This is a genomic window from Aporhodopirellula rubra (genome assembly GCF_014192335.1).
Taxonomy (GTDB): domain Bacteria; phylum Planctomycetota; class Planctomycetia; order Pirellulales; family Pirellulaceae; genus Rhodopirellula; species Rhodopirellula rubra.
In genome coordinates this window covers 140,555-159,277 of the sequence record NZ_JACHXU010000009.1, presented here as the reverse complement: position 1 = coordinate 159,277, position 18,723 = coordinate 140,555, and the positions used below count along the sequence as shown (strand labels likewise).

16 protein-coding genes are annotated in these 18,723 nt (G+C 57.5%); 7 read left to right on the top strand and 9 right to left on the bottom strand.

Annotated elements, in window-relative coordinates; all coding sequences use genetic code 11:
• Positions 1-206 precede the first annotated feature (206 nt).
• The 4 genes from FHS27_RS13985 (at position 207) to accC (ending at position 4,129) form a co-directional block, all read left to right on the top strand.
• A complete protein-coding gene (locus tag FHS27_RS13985; protein WP_007329551.1) occupies positions 207-779 on the top strand; it encodes a helix-turn-helix domain-containing protein in 573 nt (190 codons plus the stop codon).
• A 271-nt stretch (positions 780-1,050) separates the two neighbouring features.
• Entirely contained in the window at positions 1,051-2,169 is a 1,119-nt protein-coding gene (locus tag FHS27_RS13980) for a M24 family metallopeptidase (protein WP_184305532.1), read from the top strand.
• Positions 2,170-2,227: 58 nt separating this feature from the next.
• Positions 2,228-2,776, top strand: a complete 549-nt coding sequence (gene accB, locus FHS27_RS13975) for an acetyl-CoA carboxylase biotin carboxyl carrier protein (RefSeq protein ID WP_184305531.1) — start codon at positions 2,228-2,230, stop codon at positions 2,774-2,776.
• Positions 2,777-2,779: 3 nt separating this feature from the next.
• Positions 2,780-4,129 carry an acetyl-CoA carboxylase biotin carboxylase subunit gene (gene accC / locus FHS27_RS13970; RefSeq protein ID WP_184305530.1) on the top strand — a complete coding sequence of 450 codons (1,350 nt, stop codon included), beginning with the start codon at positions 2,780-2,782 and terminating at the stop codon, positions 4,127-4,129.
• A 214-nt stretch (positions 4,130-4,343) separates the two neighbouring features.
• On the opposite strand, the gene FHS27_RS13965 is transcribed toward accC, so the two are convergent.
• The 6 genes from FHS27_RS13965 to FHS27_RS13940 form a co-directional block, all read right to left on the bottom strand.
• A complete protein-coding gene (locus FHS27_RS13965; RefSeq protein WP_184305529.1) occupies positions 4,344-5,840 on the bottom strand; it encodes an RtcB family protein in 1,497 nt (498 codons plus the stop codon).
• 386 nt (positions 5,841-6,226) lie between these two features.
• Positions 6,227-7,531 carry an ergothioneine biosynthesis protein EgtB gene (egtB, locus tag FHS27_RS13960; protein ID WP_184305528.1) on the bottom strand — a complete coding sequence of 435 codons (1,305 nt, stop codon included), beginning with the start codon at positions 7,529-7,531 and terminating at the stop codon, positions 6,227-6,229.
• Positions 7,521-8,552: an L-histidine N(alpha)-methyltransferase gene (gene egtD, locus FHS27_RS13955; RefSeq protein ID WP_184305527.1), complete on the bottom strand. Its 1,032-nt coding sequence runs from the start codon at positions 8,550-8,552 to the stop codon at positions 7,521-7,523. The genes egtB and egtD overlap by 11 nt, the downstream gene beginning before the upstream one ends.
• A 786-nt stretch (positions 8,553-9,338) precedes the next feature.
• Entirely contained in the window at positions 9,339-9,722 is a 384-nt protein-coding gene (locus tag FHS27_RS13950; RefSeq protein ID WP_184305526.1) for a group I truncated hemoglobin, read from the bottom strand.
• Positions 9,723-10,003: 281 nt separating this feature from the next.
• Positions 10,004-10,915 carry a TIM barrel protein gene (locus FHS27_RS13945; protein WP_184305525.1) on the bottom strand — a complete coding sequence of 304 codons (912 nt, stop codon included), beginning with the start codon at positions 10,913-10,915 and terminating at the stop codon, positions 10,004-10,006.
• Between the two features lie 65 nt (positions 10,916-10,980).
• Entirely contained in the window at positions 10,981-12,765 is a 1,785-nt protein-coding gene (locus FHS27_RS13940) for a hypothetical protein (protein WP_221225102.1), read from the bottom strand.
• Between the two features lie 582 nt (positions 12,766-13,347).
• Here FHS27_RS13940 and rpe point away from each other — a divergent pair.
• Together rpe and FHS27_RS13930 are read left to right on the top strand one after the other, a co-directional pair.
• Positions 13,348-14,046 carry a ribulose-phosphate 3-epimerase gene (gene rpe, locus FHS27_RS13935; protein WP_184305524.1) on the top strand — a complete coding sequence of 233 codons (699 nt, stop codon included), beginning with the start codon at positions 13,348-13,350 and terminating at the stop codon, positions 14,044-14,046.
• The gene (locus FHS27_RS13930) at positions 14,043-14,627 is read left to right on the top strand and encodes a histidine phosphatase family protein (RefSeq protein WP_044252650.1); all 585 of its coding nucleotides are present in this window, start codon (positions 14,043-14,045) and stop codon (positions 14,625-14,627) included. The genes rpe and FHS27_RS13930 overlap by 4 nt, the downstream gene beginning before the upstream one ends.
• A gap of 125 nt (positions 14,628-14,752) precedes the next feature.
• Here FHS27_RS13930 and FHS27_RS31095 read toward each other — a convergent pair whose 3' ends face one another.
• A complete protein-coding gene (locus FHS27_RS31095) occupies positions 14,753-15,874 on the bottom strand; it encodes an SMC-Scp complex subunit ScpB (protein WP_315854564.1) in 1,122 nt (373 codons plus the stop codon).
• Complete coding sequence (locus FHS27_RS13920) at positions 15,871-16,530, bottom strand: sigma-70 family RNA polymerase sigma factor (protein ID WP_246419759.1); 660 nt, start codon at positions 16,528-16,530, stop codon at positions 15,871-15,873. Before FHS27_RS13920 ends, FHS27_RS31095 begins: the two co-directional genes overlap by 4 nt.
• A gap of 150 nt (positions 16,531-16,680) precedes the next feature.
• On the opposite strand from FHS27_RS13920, the gene ruvB reads away from it, so the two are divergent.
• On the top strand, positions 16,681-17,799 hold the full coding sequence (gene ruvB, locus FHS27_RS13915; protein ID WP_184305523.1) for a Holliday junction branch migration DNA helicase RuvB: 1,119 nt from the start codon (positions 16,681-16,683) through the stop codon (positions 17,797-17,799).
• Between the two features lie 148 nt (positions 17,800-17,947).
• Here ruvB and rph read toward each other — a convergent pair whose 3' ends face one another.
• Complete coding sequence (rph, locus tag FHS27_RS13910; RefSeq protein ID WP_184305522.1) at positions 17,948-18,700, bottom strand: ribonuclease PH; 753 nt, start codon at positions 18,698-18,700, stop codon at positions 17,948-17,950.
• Positions 18,701-18,723: the final 23 nt, after the last annotated feature.

The following is an 18,723-nucleotide window of genomic DNA, read 5'->3' as shown; positions in this document are numbered from 1 at the left end:
TTCGGCAACGCGTTCAGCAGGATGCGAGCCGGCTGGCCCAGACCCAGCGTTTTGAAAATTGTTTCGTCGAATCCGTTGCGACCCACCGCAATATTACCGATTCAACACGAGGCGATTCGACGAACGACCAAGGGCCATCGAGGAAATGGTTACCGACGCACCATTTTCTCAAGGGATGATTCAACGAGGCGTTTGGAGAACCTAGAATGAAGGTCTTCACAACTGGTCAGGTCGCAAAGATCTGTAAAGTTGCTCCGAGAACCGTTAGCAAATGGTTTGATTCGGGGCGTTTAAAAGGCTACCGGATTCCTGGATCGCAAGATCGACGGATTCCGCGAGAATATCTGATCAAATTCCTGAAAGAGCACGGCATGCCGCTGGGCGACCTGGAAGACGAAGCGATGGCGAAATGCCTGATCGTCGCCCAGGATCAGGTGTTGATCGAAAACTTGAAGCGAGAATTGCCACCTGAGAAATCGTTCAAAGTCGCAGTTGCGGCCAGCGGTTTCGAAGCCGGTATTCAAGCTGAGAGCTTTAACCCGGATTGCATTATCGTGGACTTCTCGATCGGCAAGATCGAAGCAGTTCAGATTTGCCAGAACCTCCGGAAGAATATCGATTTCACTGATATCGTCCTGATCGCGTTGCTGCCCGATGACGGCCAACCGATGAGCTTCGATCGAAGCAGTATCAACGAAACGTTCAAGAAACCATTCGACGCGCACTTGCTCGCCGAACGTTTGCGAACTCTCGTCGGTGCAAAGAAAGAGTTGGTGTAAACCACCGACGAAATCCTCGCCTCGCTCAAAAACGCCACTGACGCTTGCCCGCTCGCGTCTGTGGCGTTTTTTTCGTTTTGAGGTCAACTTTTGGGCCTTGCACCCATCGATTGTCAATCGTTCTGTCCAAGAACGATTTTGTGCGAGATCGATCCGGCGGGGGCGGTGAGTTGTTCGTAATTTGTTGTTAGCCTGTTCGCTCTATTGAGGCATGCGTCCGATCGTGGCGTTGAGGCCTGCAACTTCGACATTCGCAAACGACAAACCACCCATGACCCAAGACAACCAATCCAACCGAATCGCACGTCTCGCATCAACGATGGCCGATCTCGAGATCGATGCGCTTCTCGTTAACAGTGAAATCAACGTCCGCTACCTCAGCGGATTCACCGGCGACAGCACTTGGTTGTTGGTCCGTCCGGACGCCTCCGCGACGCTCTTGTCCGACGGACGCTATGAGATCCAACTCGCGCAAGAATGCCCGGATTTGCCCGTCGCGATTCGACCGCCGAGTCAGAAGATGGGCGGACTGCTCGCCGAGGTCGTTTCGTCGATGCCGAACGTGAAAAGCATCGGATTCGAAGCCGATCATGTTCACGTTTCGATGTTGAGAGATTTGGAAAGTCGATTGTCGGACGTGACGTGGGTGGAAACCTCTTCGCGTGTCGAACAACTCCGCGCGATCAAGGATGCCGACGAAATTGCAACCATCCGCCGGGCCGTCTCGGTCGCTCAGCAGGCCTTCACGAAGGTGACTGCGAATTTTTCACCTAAAAAAACTGAGTGTGAAATCTACTACGAACTCGAGGCTGAGATGCGTCGCCTCGGAGCCGAGGGGGTTTCGTTTCACCCGATCATCGGTGCCGAGCCCAACGGGGCTTTGCCTCACTATACCCCTGGCAATATCCCGCTCGGTGATTGCCGGACGCTGCTGATGGATTGGGGCGCGAAGGTGGACGGGTATTGCAGCGATTTGACCCGCACGCTGCATCGTCCCGGCTCAACGTCGCCAACCTCGGATCGTTTCGCAGCGGCTTATGAAGCGGTGTTGGAGGCTCAGTTGGCGGCAATCGCTGCCATTCATGATGGAGTCGATGCGGTGGCCGTGGACACGGCGGCACGCGCTGTGCTGGCAAAAGCGGGACTCGGTGAGGCGTTCAATCACGGCCTGGGGCATGGTTTCGGATTGCAAATTCACGAGGATCCACGGATGGGACCGTCCTCCACCGAAACACTGAAATCGGGAATGGTTGTGACGGTCGAGCCGGGCGTTTATTTCGCCAATGAGTTTGGAATTCGCATCGAAGACGACCTGTTGGTCACCGACACCGGATGTGAGGTCCTCAGCGACCTTCCCAAGGGTCTCGATGATTGCCCGCTCGTGATGTAAAACAACGCGTCACCCACACACGAACTTCAAAATCACGTTTGTAACTCAGGCCTTTCGCATGACTGCTGATTCGCCCAAAAGCGGCTCCACCTCCAAGAGCGATCGCTCAAAATCCAATCGTTCCGGCGATGTTTTTGATATTGATCGCATCCGCCAAATCGTTGAGCTGATGGAGCAACACGAATTGAGCGAAGTGGATTTGCAGCAATCCGACGACCGAATCCGGTTGACCCGTGGCGGATCGCAGCCCGCGGTCGCTGCACCCGCCGCCTACGCTCCGGCTCCAGCAGCCCCTGCTCCGGCCGCGCCATCGGCCCCACCTGCGGCTGCCGCAGGCGGAGCCGCCGCCGCACCACCGGCAGGAACGATCACCATCAATTCGCCAATGGTCGGGACGTTCTACGCCCGAGCGAACCCGGAAGCTCCGGCGTTTGTCAAAGTCGGTGATTCGGTCAGCGAAGACACCGTGGTTTGCATCGTCGAAGCCATGAAAGTGTTCAACGAAATTCCGGCCGAATGCAGCGGTAAGATCGTTGAGGTGCTGGTCAGCGATCAGGAGCCCGTCGATTTTGGTAAACCGCTCTTCCGCATCCAAACCGGTGGCTAAGCGATGTTTCAACGTATCCTGATCGCCAACCGAGGCGAAATCGCCCTGCGAATCATTCGTGCTTGTCGTGAGATGGGTATCGAATCTGTCGCGGTTTACAGCCAAGCCGATGCGGACTCGATGCATGTCCGTCTGGCCGACCGTGCTTTATGCGTCGGGACCACTCGCAGTTCCGACAGCTATCTGAAGATCGACCAAATCATTGCCGCCGCCGAAGTCGCGGGCGTTGATGCGATTCACCCGGGCTACGGATTCCTCGCCGAGAACGCTCAGTTCAACGAGATGTGTCGCAGCAGCGGTTTTGAATTCATCGGCCCCTCGCCTACCGCGATGGAAAAGCTCGGTGATAAGAACACCGCCCGTTCGATGGCCGTCGCTCAGAACGTTCCTGTCGTGCCAGGCAGTGACGGACTGATTGCCGATTTCGAACGTGCGGCCGAAGTCGCCCGGGAAATCGGTTTCCCTGTCCTAATCAAAGCCACCGCGGGTGGTGGCGGTAAAGGGATGCGTGTCGCCGAAACCGAAGACGTTTTGGTCAGCCAGCTCGAAGCGGCCCGTAACGAGGCGATCGCAGCGTTCGGAAATGGCGGCGTGTATCTGGAAAAATTCGTCCAGCAGCCTCGCCACATCGAAGTCCAGGTAATCGCCGACACGCACGGCAACGTGTGTCACCTTTTCGAACGTGACTGCAGTGTCCAGCGTCGTCACCAGAAGCTCGTCGAAGAGGCCCCGAGCCCCGACCTGCCTCAAGAACGCCGCGAAGCGATTTGTGATGCCGCTGTTCGCATGATCAAAGGGGCCGACTACGCAGGTGCGGGAACGGTCGAGTTTATCGTCGACAAGGATTACAACTTTTACTTCATCGAAGTCAACGCGCGGATCCAAGTCGAGCATCCGGTTTCCGAAATGGTTACCGGCGTCGACCTGATCCAAGAGCAGATCCGCGTTGCGGCGGGAGAAAAGCTGTCGTTCCAGCAGTCAGACCTGACCTGCAGCGGCGTTGCGATCGAGTGCCGTATCAACGCGGAAGATCCGACGAAGAATTTCCAGCCGTGTCCCGGCAAAATTCAATCGATGTTCGCCCCGGGCGGACTGGGCGTCCGATTCGATTCCCATGTGACGACGGGATACACCGTTCCGCCGTACTACGATTCGATGATCGGCAAGTTGATTGTTCATCGTCCGACGCGTGAAATGGCAATCGCGACGATGCTTCGGGCCCTCAAGGAACTTCAAATCGAAGGCATTTCGACGACGGTTCCGTTCCACGAGTGGATCTTGAAGGACGAGGCGTTCCTCGGTGGAAGTATCGACACTAAATATGTCGACCGCGCCTACAAGGGCCAATCGTAAACGCCAGGCATAGTCGCGTGCCGATTCGTCGTGATCGGCATTCGGCACCGCAGGCAACCGGCGACATCGTTTGCTATCTGTAGCCAATTCGAACTGTAGCCACCGTCACCAGACGGTGGAGCGAGCTTTCGCAAGCCCAGCCACGGTGAACGGGCACGTCATCATTTGAAACGTGTTGGTCTTCACGCCCGCCGCCTCGTCCGTAGCAGCGGCGTCAATCGTCTGCCGGTGCACCGTCTTTGAGCACGAACTTCGCCTTCAGGCGTGCGACCTCCATCGCCAAATCGGCTCCCACCACGCTGTCGAGCACTTCGCGAAAGTCCTTGTATGCATCGGGGGCTTCGTCTCGCGGGTACACCCGGCAGTTACTGACAATGTCGTGATCAAGCAGGTCTTGATCGATTGTCGTTTGCGAAAGGTTTTTCTTTGCTTTCGTGCGACTCATCTGTCGGCCCGCGCCGTGGTTGACGCTGAAGGCGGACAATGCTGCGCCTGGACGAGCAACCATCACGCTCGACCCGTCGCGTGGGTTGCCGGGCAACAGGATCGGGTGTCCCGTGTGTTCGAACTCGGTGCCGACGAGTTGTGAGTGGCCTGCCGGTAAGGCTCGCGTGGCTCCTTTGCGATGTACCCATTGCGTTTGTCCGTCGATGGGTTCGCGACGGACAATATTGTGACTGATGAAGTAGATCAATTCACCGCGAATGCCGGGGAACACATCTCGGAATGACTCCAGTACCAAGGCATTGATCAGCAGGTGATTCACCGTGGCAAAATTAGCCCCCATCGCCATGTCGCTGAGGTACAGTCGTCCTTCGGGCGAATCGGCCTCGGCGTAAACGAGTTGCGGGTCGCCGGCAGGGAAAGCGAGACCTTGTTTTTGGAAGCTTGATTTCAAAGCACGGAATTGCCCCATCGCGAGATCGTGGCCGAATCCGCGGGAGCCGCAGTGCGAAAGAAACGCAACATGGTTGTGTCGCAAACCGATCTGCTCTGCGATCTGTCGGGCGTGCGGATCTTGAGACACCTGGACTACCTCGGCTTCACCGAAGTGGTTGCCGCCGCCGTAGCTGCCCAGTTGCCGGTACTTGCTCTCGATTCGATTGAGCTTGTCCCTGTCTCGTCCCATCCACTCCAATCTCGCCGCAAGGGAATCGGAAGTCCCGTCGGCGGCAGTGTGGTAGGCGTCTTCGCATCGATCAGCCCACGCTTTGGGGATCCCAAGTTTCTTCAGGACCATTTTGGACGCGCCTTCGGTGGCAACGCGAAAGCCGAGCGAACCGTCCACGCTGCGAGCCTTTGGGACATGGCGTTGTCCGCGTCCGGCGCCAGTCGGAACGCGTTTGGCGATTGCTTTGATCAGTTTCCGGCGAACGGTATGTTCCTCAATCGCATCGGCAGGGAGATCCGTTTGCAGCAAGCTCATCGAGCATTTGATATCGACGCCTACAGGACCGGGGTAAACGTGCGTCGGCGATACCATCACACAGCCCACCGGCGCGCCGTAGCCGACATGCGCGTCCGGGTTGAGCACAACGCGAGAGACGCCAGGTGCGAGTCGGCTGTTGATTGCCTGTTGGTATGTTTGCGGCCCAAACGATTCACGAATCGACTCGGTCCCAATCACGGTGATCGGACTCATCGAATCACCTACAGACAACGTAGCCGTTGCCGGCCCGGTGACATCGAGCATTTGATGAGTCGTGTCCATGGGAGCGATTATCTGGAAGTTGAATCGGGGACGAGTCTGTCGTTTGGGAATTCGAAGCTTTGCAACAGCAATTCTCGCTCGCATCGTGCTCGTCGTGCGGCCTGCCATTTAGGTCGGGGCTTAATGCACACGCGTCGCGGGAGGATGTCCCTATGACAGAAGCAGTACGAAGGAGGTTCGCGGCGAATCGATGTTTCGGCTGGAGATCAGCTTTTCTAAGTAGGACTTCGAATGAATCCTTGTCGCCGAATCGGTGACAAATTCGGCTTTTTCGACGCCGCAAATGGCTGTGAATCGGTCTGCTTTGGTGCTGAGCTTCTTCTCGGTAGCTCGTCGCCTTTAGCTTCTCATTTGAGGAAGCAGACGCTGGCTTCAGCGGAACGCTGTTACTGAGCCAAGCGGATGCCGCTAAATTGCCAGCGGGCGTCGGGTGGGAAGAAGTTTCGGTAGCTCAATCGAATGTGGTCCGACGATGTTGCGCAGGAGCCGCCCCGGAGCACGAATTGGTTGCACATGAACTTCCCGTTGTACTCACCGAGGGCACCTGCAACGGGTCGGTATCCTGGGTATGGCATGTATTGGCTCGCCGTCCATTCCCAAACGTTCCCGAGGAAATCGCTGTCGCCGGTCACGCGAGGGTGAATGGCACTGCCCGACTGCATGAGTTTATCACAGAAAACATCGCCGATTGCGTTGCCCGACGCGGCGTGTTCCCATTCGAATTCGGTCGGTAATCGCTTGCCGCTCCACCGTGCAAACGCGTCGGCTTCGAAGTAGCTCACATGACAAACGGGTTCGTCCAGGTGGAGCGGGCGAACGCCCGAAAGTGTGAACTGCTGCCAGTTTCCGTCTTGCGATATCCAGTAAAGCGGTGCGTCCCAAGCATGCTGATTGACTGCGTCCCATCCCATCGACAGCCAGTGTTCAGGTTGTCGGTAACCGCCGTCGTCGATGAAATCCAAGTATTCACGGTTGGTCACGCACCGTGACGCGATCTTGTGAGGGTGAATGAGTTCACGGTGTCGTGGGCTTTCGTTGTCATAGGCGAAACCGTTGCCGTCATGCCCGACCTCGACGATGGTTTCATCCGAGGAATTCCATTGCAGCGGCGGTGCGTTCGTTGCGTCAACCGGAGCGACGCCATCGGCGATGTAAGTCGGTTGCAATGGGTTAGATGCCAGCACGTGTTTGATGTCGGTGAGCATCAGTTCCTGGTGTTGTTGTTCGTGATTGAGGCCGAGTTCGATCACGGACAGTTGTGCGTCGCTCAGGGTGTCCGAATCAATGAGTTCGCTCACCAGGTTGTCAACGTGTTGTCGGTATTGAAGCGTTTCATCTAGTCCCGGGCGAGAAAGATGCCCTCGTCGGTGGCGAGGAAATGGCTGCCCGACAGAGTTGTAATACGAGTTGAAGAGGCGTTCGAAACTGGTGTTGAAGGGGTGGTATCCGGGGCGTTCTTTCAGTAGGAAAGTTTCGAAAAACCAAGTCGTGTGGGCCAGGTGCCAGCGGGTTGGGCTGACGTCGGGCATCGTTTGCATGGCGCAGTCTTCGGGTGACAGAGGCTCTGCAATTTGGGTGCTAAGGTCGCGAACGCATTTGTATCGATCGAGGGTCGAATCCATCAACGAGGGTGTTTTTGCGTTGTTCGATACCGCGGGTGTTCTTTGCGACGAGCGGACGTCAGTTGCCATGTTTCGATTCCAAATAGTTCACAGCGAACCAGTCACGAGGATCCGTCCAAACATTCTTGGTTGTCAGGCCGGCGGAAGCGGCCATGTTGGCGAATCCTTCTTGTGTGTACTTGTGAGAGTATTCTGTGTGAATTAGCTCACCTTTTGAGAAGTGAAATTCTTGACCCGCGATACGTGCAGTCTGATCGGTTTTGCTCTCGATTGAGATTTCAATTCGCCCTTTGGATGCATTGTAGATCGCATGGTGACTGAACTGATCGACGATCAAGTTGCCGTTCGCTTCGCGGTTGATTCGGTGTAGCAGGTTTAGGTTGAAGGCCGCCGTGACGCCCTGTGAATCGTTGTAGGCGGCGTGCAGAACATCATGGTCTTTTTGCAGGTCGAACCCGATCAACAGCCCGGCCTCGTTGCCAGCGAGTTTGGCGATGTTCTTGAGTAGTTTTACTGCGTCGTGCGGTTCTAGGTTACCGATCGTCGATCCGGGAAAGTAGACACACACCTTTTCGGTGGCCAGTGAGGACGGCAATTCGATGGGTTGGGTGAAGTCAGCGACGATTGGTTGAATGTTGAGGCCGGGATGCTCGCGTCTCAGTTTGTCGGCGGTTTCGAGGAGATGACCACGTGAGATGTCGACGGGAAGGTAGGCGGTTGGTTCACGCAAATGATCCAGCAGCACGCGAGTTTTTTGGCTGCTGCCGCTGCCCAGTTCAACGAGTGCCGCATTGGGGCCGATCTGCTCGGCCATCGCGTCGGCGTAACGATGCATGATCGCCAGTTCGGTGCGCGTCGGATAGTACTCAGGTAGTTCGCAGATATTGTCGAACAGTTGAGACCCACGACGATCGTAAAGATGTTTGCAGTGCAGGCGTTTGCGCTGCTGTGAAAGGCCTTCGATGACATCAGTTGCGAACGGTGTTCGAACATCAGGCGTGGTGGCGTATTGATTGGCGTGCTTGACGGGCGTGTCTGTCGTTAACGCGGCGGATTCCCGCGGCCGAGTAATAGCAGGCAAGAAGGTCATGGCAACTCAACAGAGGATGGATTGGGGATGAGTGGCACAACATCAGCAAATCATGTGCCCAGCGAAAAGACGGTCACGGCGAGGTGTCTCGCTGCGGGCAGCATCCGGTGGTGTCAAGGCAGTGGGGGCTGAGGTTGCAAGGTGTCGCGCGTGGTGTGTGTGTGGCGCACGTGGTGTATGGCGGGGAATGTACGGGGATTGATTGGTGAAACGGTAGTAAGCTTCGGCTAGGCCATTGCGATGTTGTCGCACGACGCCACCGCGGGACGAAAAGGGGCGAGAGAGCGTAATCAAGTTTTAGCGTATCGAACACGCGTACGCGCTGTTTCCTCAAACGCATGAAGATTCGATTAGGCTCCGGCCAGTGCGGTTGGTCAACGTGCTTCCGGTCGTTTGCTAATTCATCGGTTGAACGATGCGCGGGGTGGTGTGTGTCGGTGCTGATTGTGCCGAGGCGCACGCGATCTGAAACCGAGAGCAATTTTTATAAAGACGTAGCCGATTTCGTCAGGCTTCAGGGGGCTGAATTTTGGCGAGTGAAGCTACCGCGGTCGGGCGCACTATCGTTTGAAATGCTTTGATGTTTTCAGTGACGCCGTCTTGTTGTCAGCGCAAGACCGTGTCGCGAGGAGTCATCCGCTCGGTGGTCCGCTGTCAGGCCAAACGCTGCGAGGCGAGGTGTTGGCCCGGTCGTCGTGTTCGCATGAGGTGATCTCACGCGATAGCCCGGTGGAAATCACGCCGTGATCGCATGGCGGGAGTGCTTCGGCAGTCACGCAGCGAGCGTTAGCCGTCGACGTTAGTCGTGCCGGTAATCTTGTCGCTGTACATCGCGAGTTTTCCGAGCACCTGGTCGATGGCATGGGGAGTCACGCCGTGTGATTGCAGGGCTGACGTGAAGTGACCGACGAACTGAGAGAAGTGTTGCCGGGTGATGCCTCGTCCTTTATGGACGCGGGTCAGGTCGGCGCCGGTGTAAGCAATGTCGCCGGATGTGATCGACGCCATGAACTCGGTCTGCATTCGCACGAGCGTGTCCATTTCGACACCTTCGAAGAAATGGCTGAGGTCTTTATCGGCGAGGACGCGAACGTACATTTCGTCAACGACTCGCCGTAGCCCTTCGGTTCCGCCGAGTTGGGTCAGGAGATCAGGTTCCGCTTCGCTCATCGAATGATTCTCAAACAGTGCATCTAGTAGTGCCACGCCCGTCGGGCGTGGCGATCAATGAGTTTCCGCCGTTGGTTGCCACGTCGCGGAAGCAGGAGTTCCCTCGATTGGTGGTGTCATCCAATTGCAGCCTCGTGGTAGGTCACAGCTTCATTTTAGGGTAACGGAACTCGTCAAGAATTTCCGTGGTCTGGTTGTTTACCGAATTTCTTGATGATATTCGGTGCGGCCTTCACCCTCGTTCTCTGCTGTCACGCAGCACTGGCTCCAATCCGATCCGATTAGATCATCGGAGTCGGTTCGTAAGGGATGTCTTCGATGAGGTCCATCGGCAACGGTGCGACGGTCAGGCCGGCTTCTTTGCAGATCGCATCGATCGCTTCTTGAGCCTTCTGCACGAGGAATTCGCGAGTTTGGCCTTTGTACTGCAGCGTCGACGCGGTTGGGCTGATCGGTCCTGCGAAGTCACCTTCATCGAGGTGCTTGACCACTTTGACGTGATCGAGCGGGCCGTTGAGTTCAGGCAGGATGCGGTCGTGCGTGGTGGCGGCACTTGGTTCGATGTCTTCAGGAATCGATCCCAAACGCACGGCGACAATTTTATCGCCTGGGATTTCGCTGAATTGATCCATGGCACCTTCGCCGACAACCCAGTCCCAAGTGTCGATGAGGTATCCAACGTTTGGAATCGCGTCGACGAGGGCGCGGAAGGTCTCGACTTTCGAGATGAATGGGAACTGTTTGCCTTCAGTGTGCTCTTTGCCGGCACGGAATCCGACGCCGAGTTTGATGTCACGTGATCCGAGGACGTCTGCGATTTGGCCGATTCGATTGCGTTGAACTTCGAAAAATTCGTTGAACGGCAATCGGTCGGTTGCTGCAGGAACGCGGATGAGGGCGCGGTCCACTTCGAGTTGTTGAGCGATTTCGCTGAGCGGGTGCAGTGTTGCCACGCTCGCTGCGAACGCATCGTCGTCGGCATCAAGATTGAGTGCCAGCGTGAAGGTTCCGATGCGAATGTCCGCTGCCTTCAGGTATTTCGAAGCGTCTTCGAATGAGGAGCGTTGTGATCGACGAAGCATGTCGTGCATGTCGATATCCATGCCGCGGAAGGCATAGGTCAGCGCCAATTCGATGAGTTCACTTTGGCGACCGTTGATACCGAGGGCTTGAGGACAAAAATTCTTAAACACGTCGTAGAGTTCCTTGCAAATTGATTATGGATCGTTACTGGTTTTCTATAAATCGGATCGGGATTTTAGCGTCGTCGGCCTCGAGAGCCGTTCGACGAGTTGCCGCGTCCGCCACCGCTTCCACCGCCTCGTGGGCTGCCGCCTCCTCCTCCGCGTCGACCGCTGAGGTTTTTGTCGACCATGGTGTTAACGATGGTGTTCCATGTGGGGAAGTCTTGTCCCGCGGCGCCGCTGTCGGAGCGGGAGTCACGATCTCGCGAATCGCGATCTCGGCCACGGCCTCTGCCGCCTCGGCGAGAACGCTCGCGTCCACCGCCTTCGTCGTCGCGCGAGCGATCTTTCGATTCGGCGCGTCCCCGTCGAATCACTTCGACTTCTTCGTCATCTTCGAGGTCATCGTCGAATGCCGAGCGAGGGAGGTCGTCAGATGGCTTTTTCGCTCGCGCGGTCGTCTCTGCATCGCTCGATTCGGACGCGCCGGAGCCGCGTCGTCCTCGGCGTCGACCGCCACGTCGCGACCGACGTCCGGCGCGAGGGCCATCGTCATCCTCGTTTTCGCTGCGAGTTGACGAGCGTGGGCTGTTGGATTCTGAGCCGAAGTCATCCGCAGGGCTGTCGTCGGAGTCAAAGTCGTCGAATAGGTCGGCTGCGAATCCGTCATCGCCGTCTTCATCGTCGATTGCCGGTCCGCGATTTCGTGCAGCAGGTTGGCTGGCGTTTTCGCGTTCACCGCGACGAGGTTCGCCGCGTCGTCCGCCTCGACCACGTCGGGATCGACGAGGTGAGTCGTTGGAGTCCGATTCGGCGTCCTTTTCCTTCGGTTCGGACGATTCTTTCGCAACGACGGTTGCGCCAAAGTCGTCCTCTTCGTCGCGTCCGCGGCCACGTCCTCGGCTGCGACCGCTTCGGCCGCGGTCTTCGGAGGCTTTCTCGTCGTCGCGCGGGCCTCCCCGGCGGGAGCGTCCTCGCGAACGTGATCGGGAGTCGTCATCGTCGGATTTCTCAACGCGGCCGCGTGGGCGGTCGGCTGATTCTTCGTCGGCCGGAGTGTCGACGACGTCGCTTTCGGACATGCGTTGTCGTTGACCGCGGCGTCCGCGACGGCGTGAATTTGGTGCGGTGCGAGGTGACTCGTCGCGATCGCCTTCGGATGAACGTTCTTCACGCGAAGCAGGGCGACGTGCCTCCACTTCGTTGGTTTCTTCTTCGTCGGCAACGTTGTCGTCGTCGACGAAACCGAACACCTCGTCCTCTTGAGCGTCATCATCATCGTCTGGCGAGACGACTCCGAGGCCGTCGGCAAAACTCGATCCGCCCGATCGCCGCGACGGGCGACTTGAACCACGAGATCCACCGCGGGAGTCGTCTGGTTCACGCCGTGAGCGTGATTCAGACCGGCGTCCGGCGCTGAGTTGGGATTCACGTTCGGAAATATCGGCTTCGGCGGAACCGAAACCGGCGGTTTCGGCTTTGGCCGGCGTGGCGGCTTTCGCCGGGGCAGCAACCGGTTCGTCATCGGGCAGTCCGAATCCGGGCAATTTCGGCGGCGGTTGGACCGCGGTCAGAGCTTCGAGCACGTCGACGTCTGATTTTGTTTCCGCAGCAGGCTCGTCAGATTCGGTCGAGGACACCGAGTGCGATGAACGCAGGCTCGAGCGGCTGGACTCATTGGATTCGGTGCTGGCGGGCTCGACGTCGTCGACTTTGGCTTGCTCGGTGGTGGTTTCTTCAGCAGTTTCATTTTTCACTGCTGGGGACGCTTCTTGAGGCTCGTCCGGAGTGGTTTCGACCGGTTCCGGGGGACGTGGTGTACCCAGGAGGCTGGCGAGAATGTTCCAATTATCGGGCATGGGGATAGAAAATCCGATTGGAATCGGCGGGAGAATCCACCGCCGATCAGTTGTATGAGGTTGTTTCCTCGTAGGTATACCCTGTGGAGCGTTATCTCCCAAGGGTGAATGTCCTAACGAATCTTGTATCAATGTCTCTGTTGCGGCTCAGGTCGGCTTGAGGCACGCCCACCTATCATGCCGATGGACGTGTTCGGTTCTCGAAAGATATGAGAATTTTAGCGGCGTCTTTTTTTACCGAATCGACATTTTCGTTTCCACGCAAACCGTGAATTTGCGAGGTGAAGCTGAACTCTATCGACTTCCGGGCTCCGGCGTGAAAAATCAAGCGATTGACAACGCACCGGTCTCTGCCCAATCTTGGTCGCGACGATCGGCAATCGTGCCGGTGTCAGATGAGAGGCAACGCAATGCGCACAGGTATACCTGTGTTCACATGCCGCGGCGGTGTCCGTGGACTCTCAAAACACTGATTGAAAGGTGTCTGCCGAAGGCGTCCCCACACCAGGCTTCTGGTTTTACGTCGTCGGTTGGGTGTTTTTCATTTGATCAGTGGTTTCGATCCTCGTTGGAATGGACCTTATGAACCGAGCCAAGCTCGATTCGATTCGTGGAGCCGGCCCGGCAATTTTGCCGAGCGTGCTGAATTGCGATTTTGGCAATCTGATGGCCGAGGTCGATCGGCTGCGCGAGGCGGGCACTGAAATCCTTCATCTCGATGTGATGGATGGCCACTTCGTTCCTAATCTCACGTTCGGCATGCCGATCGTCGAAGGCCTGCGGCGACACACGGATATGCCGCTGGACGTTCATTTGATGATCAGCGATCCGGTGACGTACGCCAAACCGATGGTGGATGCGGGCGCTGACATGCTGACATTTCACGTCGAAGCGGTGAAAGATCCCGTCGAGGTGGCTGGCAAAGTTCGCGACCTCGGTGTGGGCGTTGGCGTTGCGATCAACCCCGGCACGCCACTGAGCGAACTCGATGTGTGTCTGGACAGCGTCGACATGGTTTTGGTGATGAGTGTGGAAGCGGGCTTTGGCGGCCAAACGTTCAACCCGGTCGCGATCGATCGGATTCGTGAACTGCGCTCACGCTACCCTGAGCTTTTGTTGGAAATCGATGGCGGAATCAATCTCTCCACCATCGGTGCGGCTCGCGAAGCCGGTTGCGATTTGTTTGTTGTCGGATCGGCGATCATTTCGAGCGACGATTACACCGTTGCGGTTTCGGAATTGAACGACGCGATGATGTCTGCAAACGGAGGTTCACGGTGATCTCTCTTCGATCTGCAGCACGATCGCGTGTGATTTTGATTCGCCCGGGCGCAACGACATTTGATGAACAGGGCCGCATGAAGGGTTCGCTGGACATGCCGCTGTGCGAGCGTGGTCGCGAACAAGTAGAAAACCTTGCCGAAGAATTGGCGGGAATTCGCCTCGACGCTGTCTATCACGCACCCTGCGAATCCGCGGGTGAAACGGCTGCCGTTCTCGTCGAAGGCCGCGATCTGCGTCCGAAGATGATTGACGGTTTTCGCAACATCGATCATGGCCTGTGGCATGGCAAACTGATTGACGAGATTCGTCGAAACCAACCTCGGCTCTACCGAAGTGGTGCGGAGAATCCGGAAACGGTCTGCCCACCGGGAGGCGAGTCGCTCGACGTTGCGGCCACCCGTGTGATGAAAGCGATCAATCGTGTGCTGCGTAAGAGCCGCAACCAAGTCGTGGCGTTCGTGATTCCGGATCCGATGGCGAGCCTCGTTGCTGCCCATCTGAACGACGAAGCGATGCCGGATATCTGGAAGGTTGAGACCGACGCGGGCAGTTGGCAGTTGATCGAAGCGGATTGCTGAGCGGGCAGTCGTTTCGACATCAGTTACGAGATCGTATCACTCGGCGGGGATACCCCTCCCGGTACAGCATCATCAAGCAAAACGCGACTCATACCATGAGTCGCGTTGCATCAGCTCCGCGGGAACTACTCGAGGTGCACTTCTTCGACCTGAGGAAGGTCGTCGAGTGATTCCAGCCCTAGTAAAACGAGTAGCCGCTCAGCGGGATAGAATTTCGAGACCAGTTTGGGTTTAGGCCTTTTCTTGCTCGGTTTTGCAGGGGCGTCAATTGACTCGGGGGCGTCGGATGTCTCTGACGCGTCGGATGTTCCGCCCGCTTCGTCCGGATCGATCGTCGCTACGGCCGGTGGTTTGGGTTTGGCCGGTTCTTCTTCCGGTTCACGGCGCATTTCGATCAAGCGTCGACGGACCATTTGGTTTAGCAACGGGCCGCTGTCGCGCCCGCGTTTGTCGGTGCATTCGACGGCGGTGATCCCCGGTTGATAGGCGACGAGCGAGAGCACTTCGATCGCCCCTTGGCTGAGCCTCGTTTCACGGACCTTGCCGGTAAAGACGTGGCGGATCGACTCGACCTCGGGGGCCACGATCAGGCGATAGCCTGAATCATCTTGTGCGATGCGGATCCCCTGTCGGTGAGTTCGGTAGGACTCGTTGAGCGTGTCGATCGTTTCGATCACTTCTTCTGGGGTCATCCCACGCATGATCGATGCCAATCGTGCTGCCGTGATTCCATGTCCGTTGGGATGTCCCACAAACAGCGCGGCTTCGATAATCGCTTCGGGAGTGGCGGCGCTTTCGGGTTCGTCTTCCGATGTCGTTGCCTCTGTTTCAACATCATCATCAGGGGCTTCGGACGGATCCGATTCCGGTTCGCTCTGATCGACCGCTTGAGCCGCGATCAGTTGTTCACGTTGAAGGACTTCGCCGGTCTGAATCGCTTCGCTACCGTCGTCGGAATCTGATTTCGCAACAATATGTTTGTAGGCCGCACCGAGTTCCTCGAGCGAGAATGCGTCCTCGTCATCTTCGAAGTCGTCTTCCGGTTCGTATTCGTCCTCGGGTTCGTTCACGAATGCGTGTTCAACGTCGTCGTCGGGCTCATCATTGGACTCGGACCCATCATCAGAATCGGGTGCGGTGTTTTCCGGTGCCGTTTGGTCCGCGTGCTCCACGTCCGCCGTTTCATCGTGGAGATCATCACTGTTGAGTTCTTCGTCGTCGCGAGGTTCACTTTGTTTGTCGGTCACGATGCCCCGCCTCCGGTCGAGCCTTGTTGTGACGATTCCCAGTCTGATCGGAGTTGTTTCATGCCCCGGTGGAGCAGTCCCGCGACGGCTCCGGTTGTCTTTCCGAGCGCTTCAGCGACTTCGGCTAATTTGAGGCCTTCGAGATAATGCAGTTCGATCGCTTGTCGCTGTCCGTCGGGCAGGCGTTCGACCGCGGCAGCGAGGGCGGTGACGTTTTCGCCGACAATCGCAACTTGGCTCGGTGTTGCTTGGTCAGCGGCCAGCAGTCCCTCGAGTCGCATGGACGATTGCGCGAGTTTTTGCTCCATGGACCGCTCTCGCCGGACGTCGCGTTTGTCACGATGGAGGTCTCGATCGAGATGGCAGATTTGCCGGACGAGAATCTGTCGCAGCCACGCTCTCAGTTCCGCTTCGGTCCCGCCGCGGAATTGGTCGATCGCTCCGACGGCTTGCAGCATGGCCTGTTGGACGATGTCGGACGCCCCGATTTTGGCCCGATAGGCGGCACGCATGTGAGTCCGAGCGAGCATTCTCAAATAGGGCTCGTATTTGGCGATCCATTGTGGGTCGGACATGTCTGCGGCTGGGGGGCCGCTCGCCGATTTATCGGGACGGTTGGTTGCGGTGGGCTGGTCCGACGAGGATTCCGGCATCATTCTGGCACTCAAATACATGGCAATTTACGCAGTTTTCTCAAGTGAGAACGCCGCGCGGCAGCGAACTGAACTACCACCGATGGGTTCTCGACCGCTACAGTGAACTCAGCAGATCGCACTTGTTTGAGAGATAGCTCGACGGAATCCACGATGGCACGTGAAGCAATTTACCAACAATCCGACCCCGAACGGCGCGGCAATGCGCTTGACTCGCAAAATCCCTCCGGGGGCGAGACGAATGCAAAACGTCCGCCTGGGAAGCCACCGGGTGCGCCACCCGCGACCGCCAGCGGCGACGAATCACGTCCACGCGCGGAAGTTGACGTCAAGCTGCGTCCCCGCCGGATGGACGAAATGGTCGGCCAACGCGATGTGATCGAACGGTTGAAAATCGCGATCGACGCCGCTCAATCGCGTGGCGAACCGCTCGGACATATCCTTTTCGACGGGCCGCCCGGTCTCGGCAAGACGACATTCGCGACCGTCATCCCGGCGGAAATGAACACCACCGTGCAAATGGCCAACGGTGCCGGACTGCGAGCTCCGAAGGACCTGCTGCCCTACCTGACAAACGTTTCGGAGGGCTCGGTGTTGTTTATTGACGAAATTCACCGTGTTCCCAAAGCGGTCGAAGAATACCTCTACACCGCGATGGAGGACTATCGCATCGACGTTGTTCTCGGCGACGGTGTGAACGCCCGGACCCTCAATCTCGAGCTGAAGCCTTTCACGCTTATCGGCGCGACCACGCGAGCGGGGATGTTGAGCGCGCCGCTGCGTGATCGATTCCAAATTCGCGAGCATCTCGGTTGGTACACCCGCGAAGAGTTGTCCGAGATCGTTCACCGCAACGCGAAGAAGTTGTCAATCAAAGTCGACGATCCATCGGCCGCCGTCATCGCGGCGAGGTCTCGCAGCACGCCGCGGTTAGCGAACAATCGATTGCTTTGGGTTCGTGATTACGCCCAAAGCAAAGCCGGCGGAAAAGTTGATCAGGAGATCACGCGTGCGGCGCTAGACATGATTGGGATCGATGCGCTCGGCCTCGATAAACAGGATCGCAATTATCTCGACACTCTGATGCGAGTCTTTTTGGGCGGTCCCGCTGGTCTCGACGCGATCGCTCATACGATGAACGTCAGTGGCGATACGCTCGAAGACGAAGTCGAACCGTTCCTGTTGCGTAGCGAGTTGCTGGTCCGCACCCGTCGTGGCCGATTGGCGACGCCTGGCGCGTATGAGCACATGCGCCGCCCAATGCCTGACTGATCTGGGTGTCTCGCTGCACCGGCGGGGATTCCGTTTCGGCATCGAGAAGAATTGGTGTTCCTTTTCGAAGGAAACGGCGTGCTGTGATTCGCGATGCCGTTTGGGATTCGCAGCGGCGAGTGTCATTGGCCGTCGCAGCGCGGGCGGTTCAGCCGATCGCAGCTTTTTGAAGTTCGGTCAGTTCGCGAATGCCTTTCTTGGCGAGGCTGAGCATGCGGGCGAGTTGTTCATCGTCGAACGTCGCTTCTTCGCCGGTGCCCTGGATTTCAATGAATCGGCCATCACCGGTCATGATAACGTTCATGTCCACATCGGCGGCGGAGTCGAGGACGTAGTCGAGGTCCAACACGACATCGTCGTTGAGTACTCCCACGCTGACGGCCGCGACGCTGCGTGGCAACACATCGGCGACAACGACCGGTTTCGCTTCTGGATCGGGATCGGGGTTGGCTGCGAGTTCAGCGACGGCGAGCGAAAGTGCGATGAAGCCACCCGTAATGGACGCCGTTCGGGTTCCCCCGTCGGCCTGCAGGACATCACAATCAACGGTAATGGAGCGTTCGCCGAGGGCTTCCAAGTCGACGACGGCACGCAGGCTGCGGCCAATCAGTCGTTGGATTTCGGTCGTGCGGCCGTCAACTTTTCCGCCGCGTTCGCGTCGTTTCCGCGGGCTCGTGCTGCCGGGGAGCATGTTGTATTCCGCCGTCACCCATCCCTTGCCGCGTCCGACCATCCAAGGTGGAACGTTGCGCTCGATCGATGCGGTGCACAACACGATCGTCTTTCCGCTGCGATACAGGACGCTGGCGGGATTCGATTCCAAGTAGCCACACTCGATTTGCACCTCACGCATCGTGTCGTGGGGGCGGTCGGAAGTGTTGGCGGGGACGGCGCTACTCATGTGGGGAATCGTTTTCTTAAAGA

What these genes read in the sequence shown, in the direction of transcription:
- egtD (WP_184305527.1), bottom strand. Translation starts at nt 8,552, where the DNA reads ATGACCTTCTTGCCTGCTATTACTCGGCCGCGGGAATCCGCCGCGTTA.
- accC (WP_184305530.1), top strand. Translation starts at nt 2,780, where the DNA reads ATGTTTCAACGTATCCTGATCGCCAACCGAGGCGAAATCGCCCTGCGA.
- rpe (WP_184305524.1), top strand. Translation starts at nt 13,348, where the DNA reads ATGAACCGAGCCAAGCTCGATTCGATTCGTGGAGCCGGCCCGGCAATT.
- FHS27_RS13940 (WP_221225102.1), bottom strand. Translation starts at nt 12,765, where the DNA reads ATGCCCGATAATTGGAACATTCTCGCCAGCCTCCTGGGTACACCACGT.
- FHS27_RS13980 (WP_184305532.1), top strand. Translation starts at nt 1,051, where the DNA reads ATGACCCAAGACAACCAATCCAACCGAATCGCACGTCTCGCATCAACG.
- FHS27_RS13965 (WP_184305529.1), bottom strand. Translation starts at nt 5,840, where the DNA reads ATGGACACGACTCATCAAATGCTCGATGTCACCGGGCCGGCAACGGCT.
- FHS27_RS13985 (WP_007329551.1), top strand. Translation starts at nt 207, where the DNA reads ATGAAGGTCTTCACAACTGGTCAGGTCGCAAAGATCTGTAAAGTTGCT.
- ruvB (WP_184305523.1), top strand. Translation starts at nt 16,681, where the DNA reads ATGGCACGTGAAGCAATTTACCAACAATCCGACCCCGAACGGCGCGGC.
- accB (WP_184305531.1), top strand. Translation starts at nt 2,228, where the DNA reads ATGACTGCTGATTCGCCCAAAAGCGGCTCCACCTCCAAGAGCGATCGC.
- egtB (WP_184305528.1), bottom strand. Translation starts at nt 7,531, where the DNA reads ATGGCAACTGACGTCCGCTCGTCGCAAAGAACACCCGCGGTATCGAAC.
- FHS27_RS13920 (WP_246419759.1), bottom strand. Translation starts at nt 16,530, where the DNA reads ATGATGCCGGAATCCTCGTCGGACCAGCCCACCGCAACCAACCGTCCC.
- rph (WP_184305522.1), bottom strand. Translation starts at nt 18,700, where the DNA reads ATGAGTAGCGCCGTCCCCGCCAACACTTCCGACCGCCCCCACGACACG.
- FHS27_RS13950 (WP_184305526.1), bottom strand. Translation starts at nt 9,722, where the DNA reads ATGAGCGAAGCGGAACCTGATCTCCTGACCCAACTCGGCGGAACCGAA.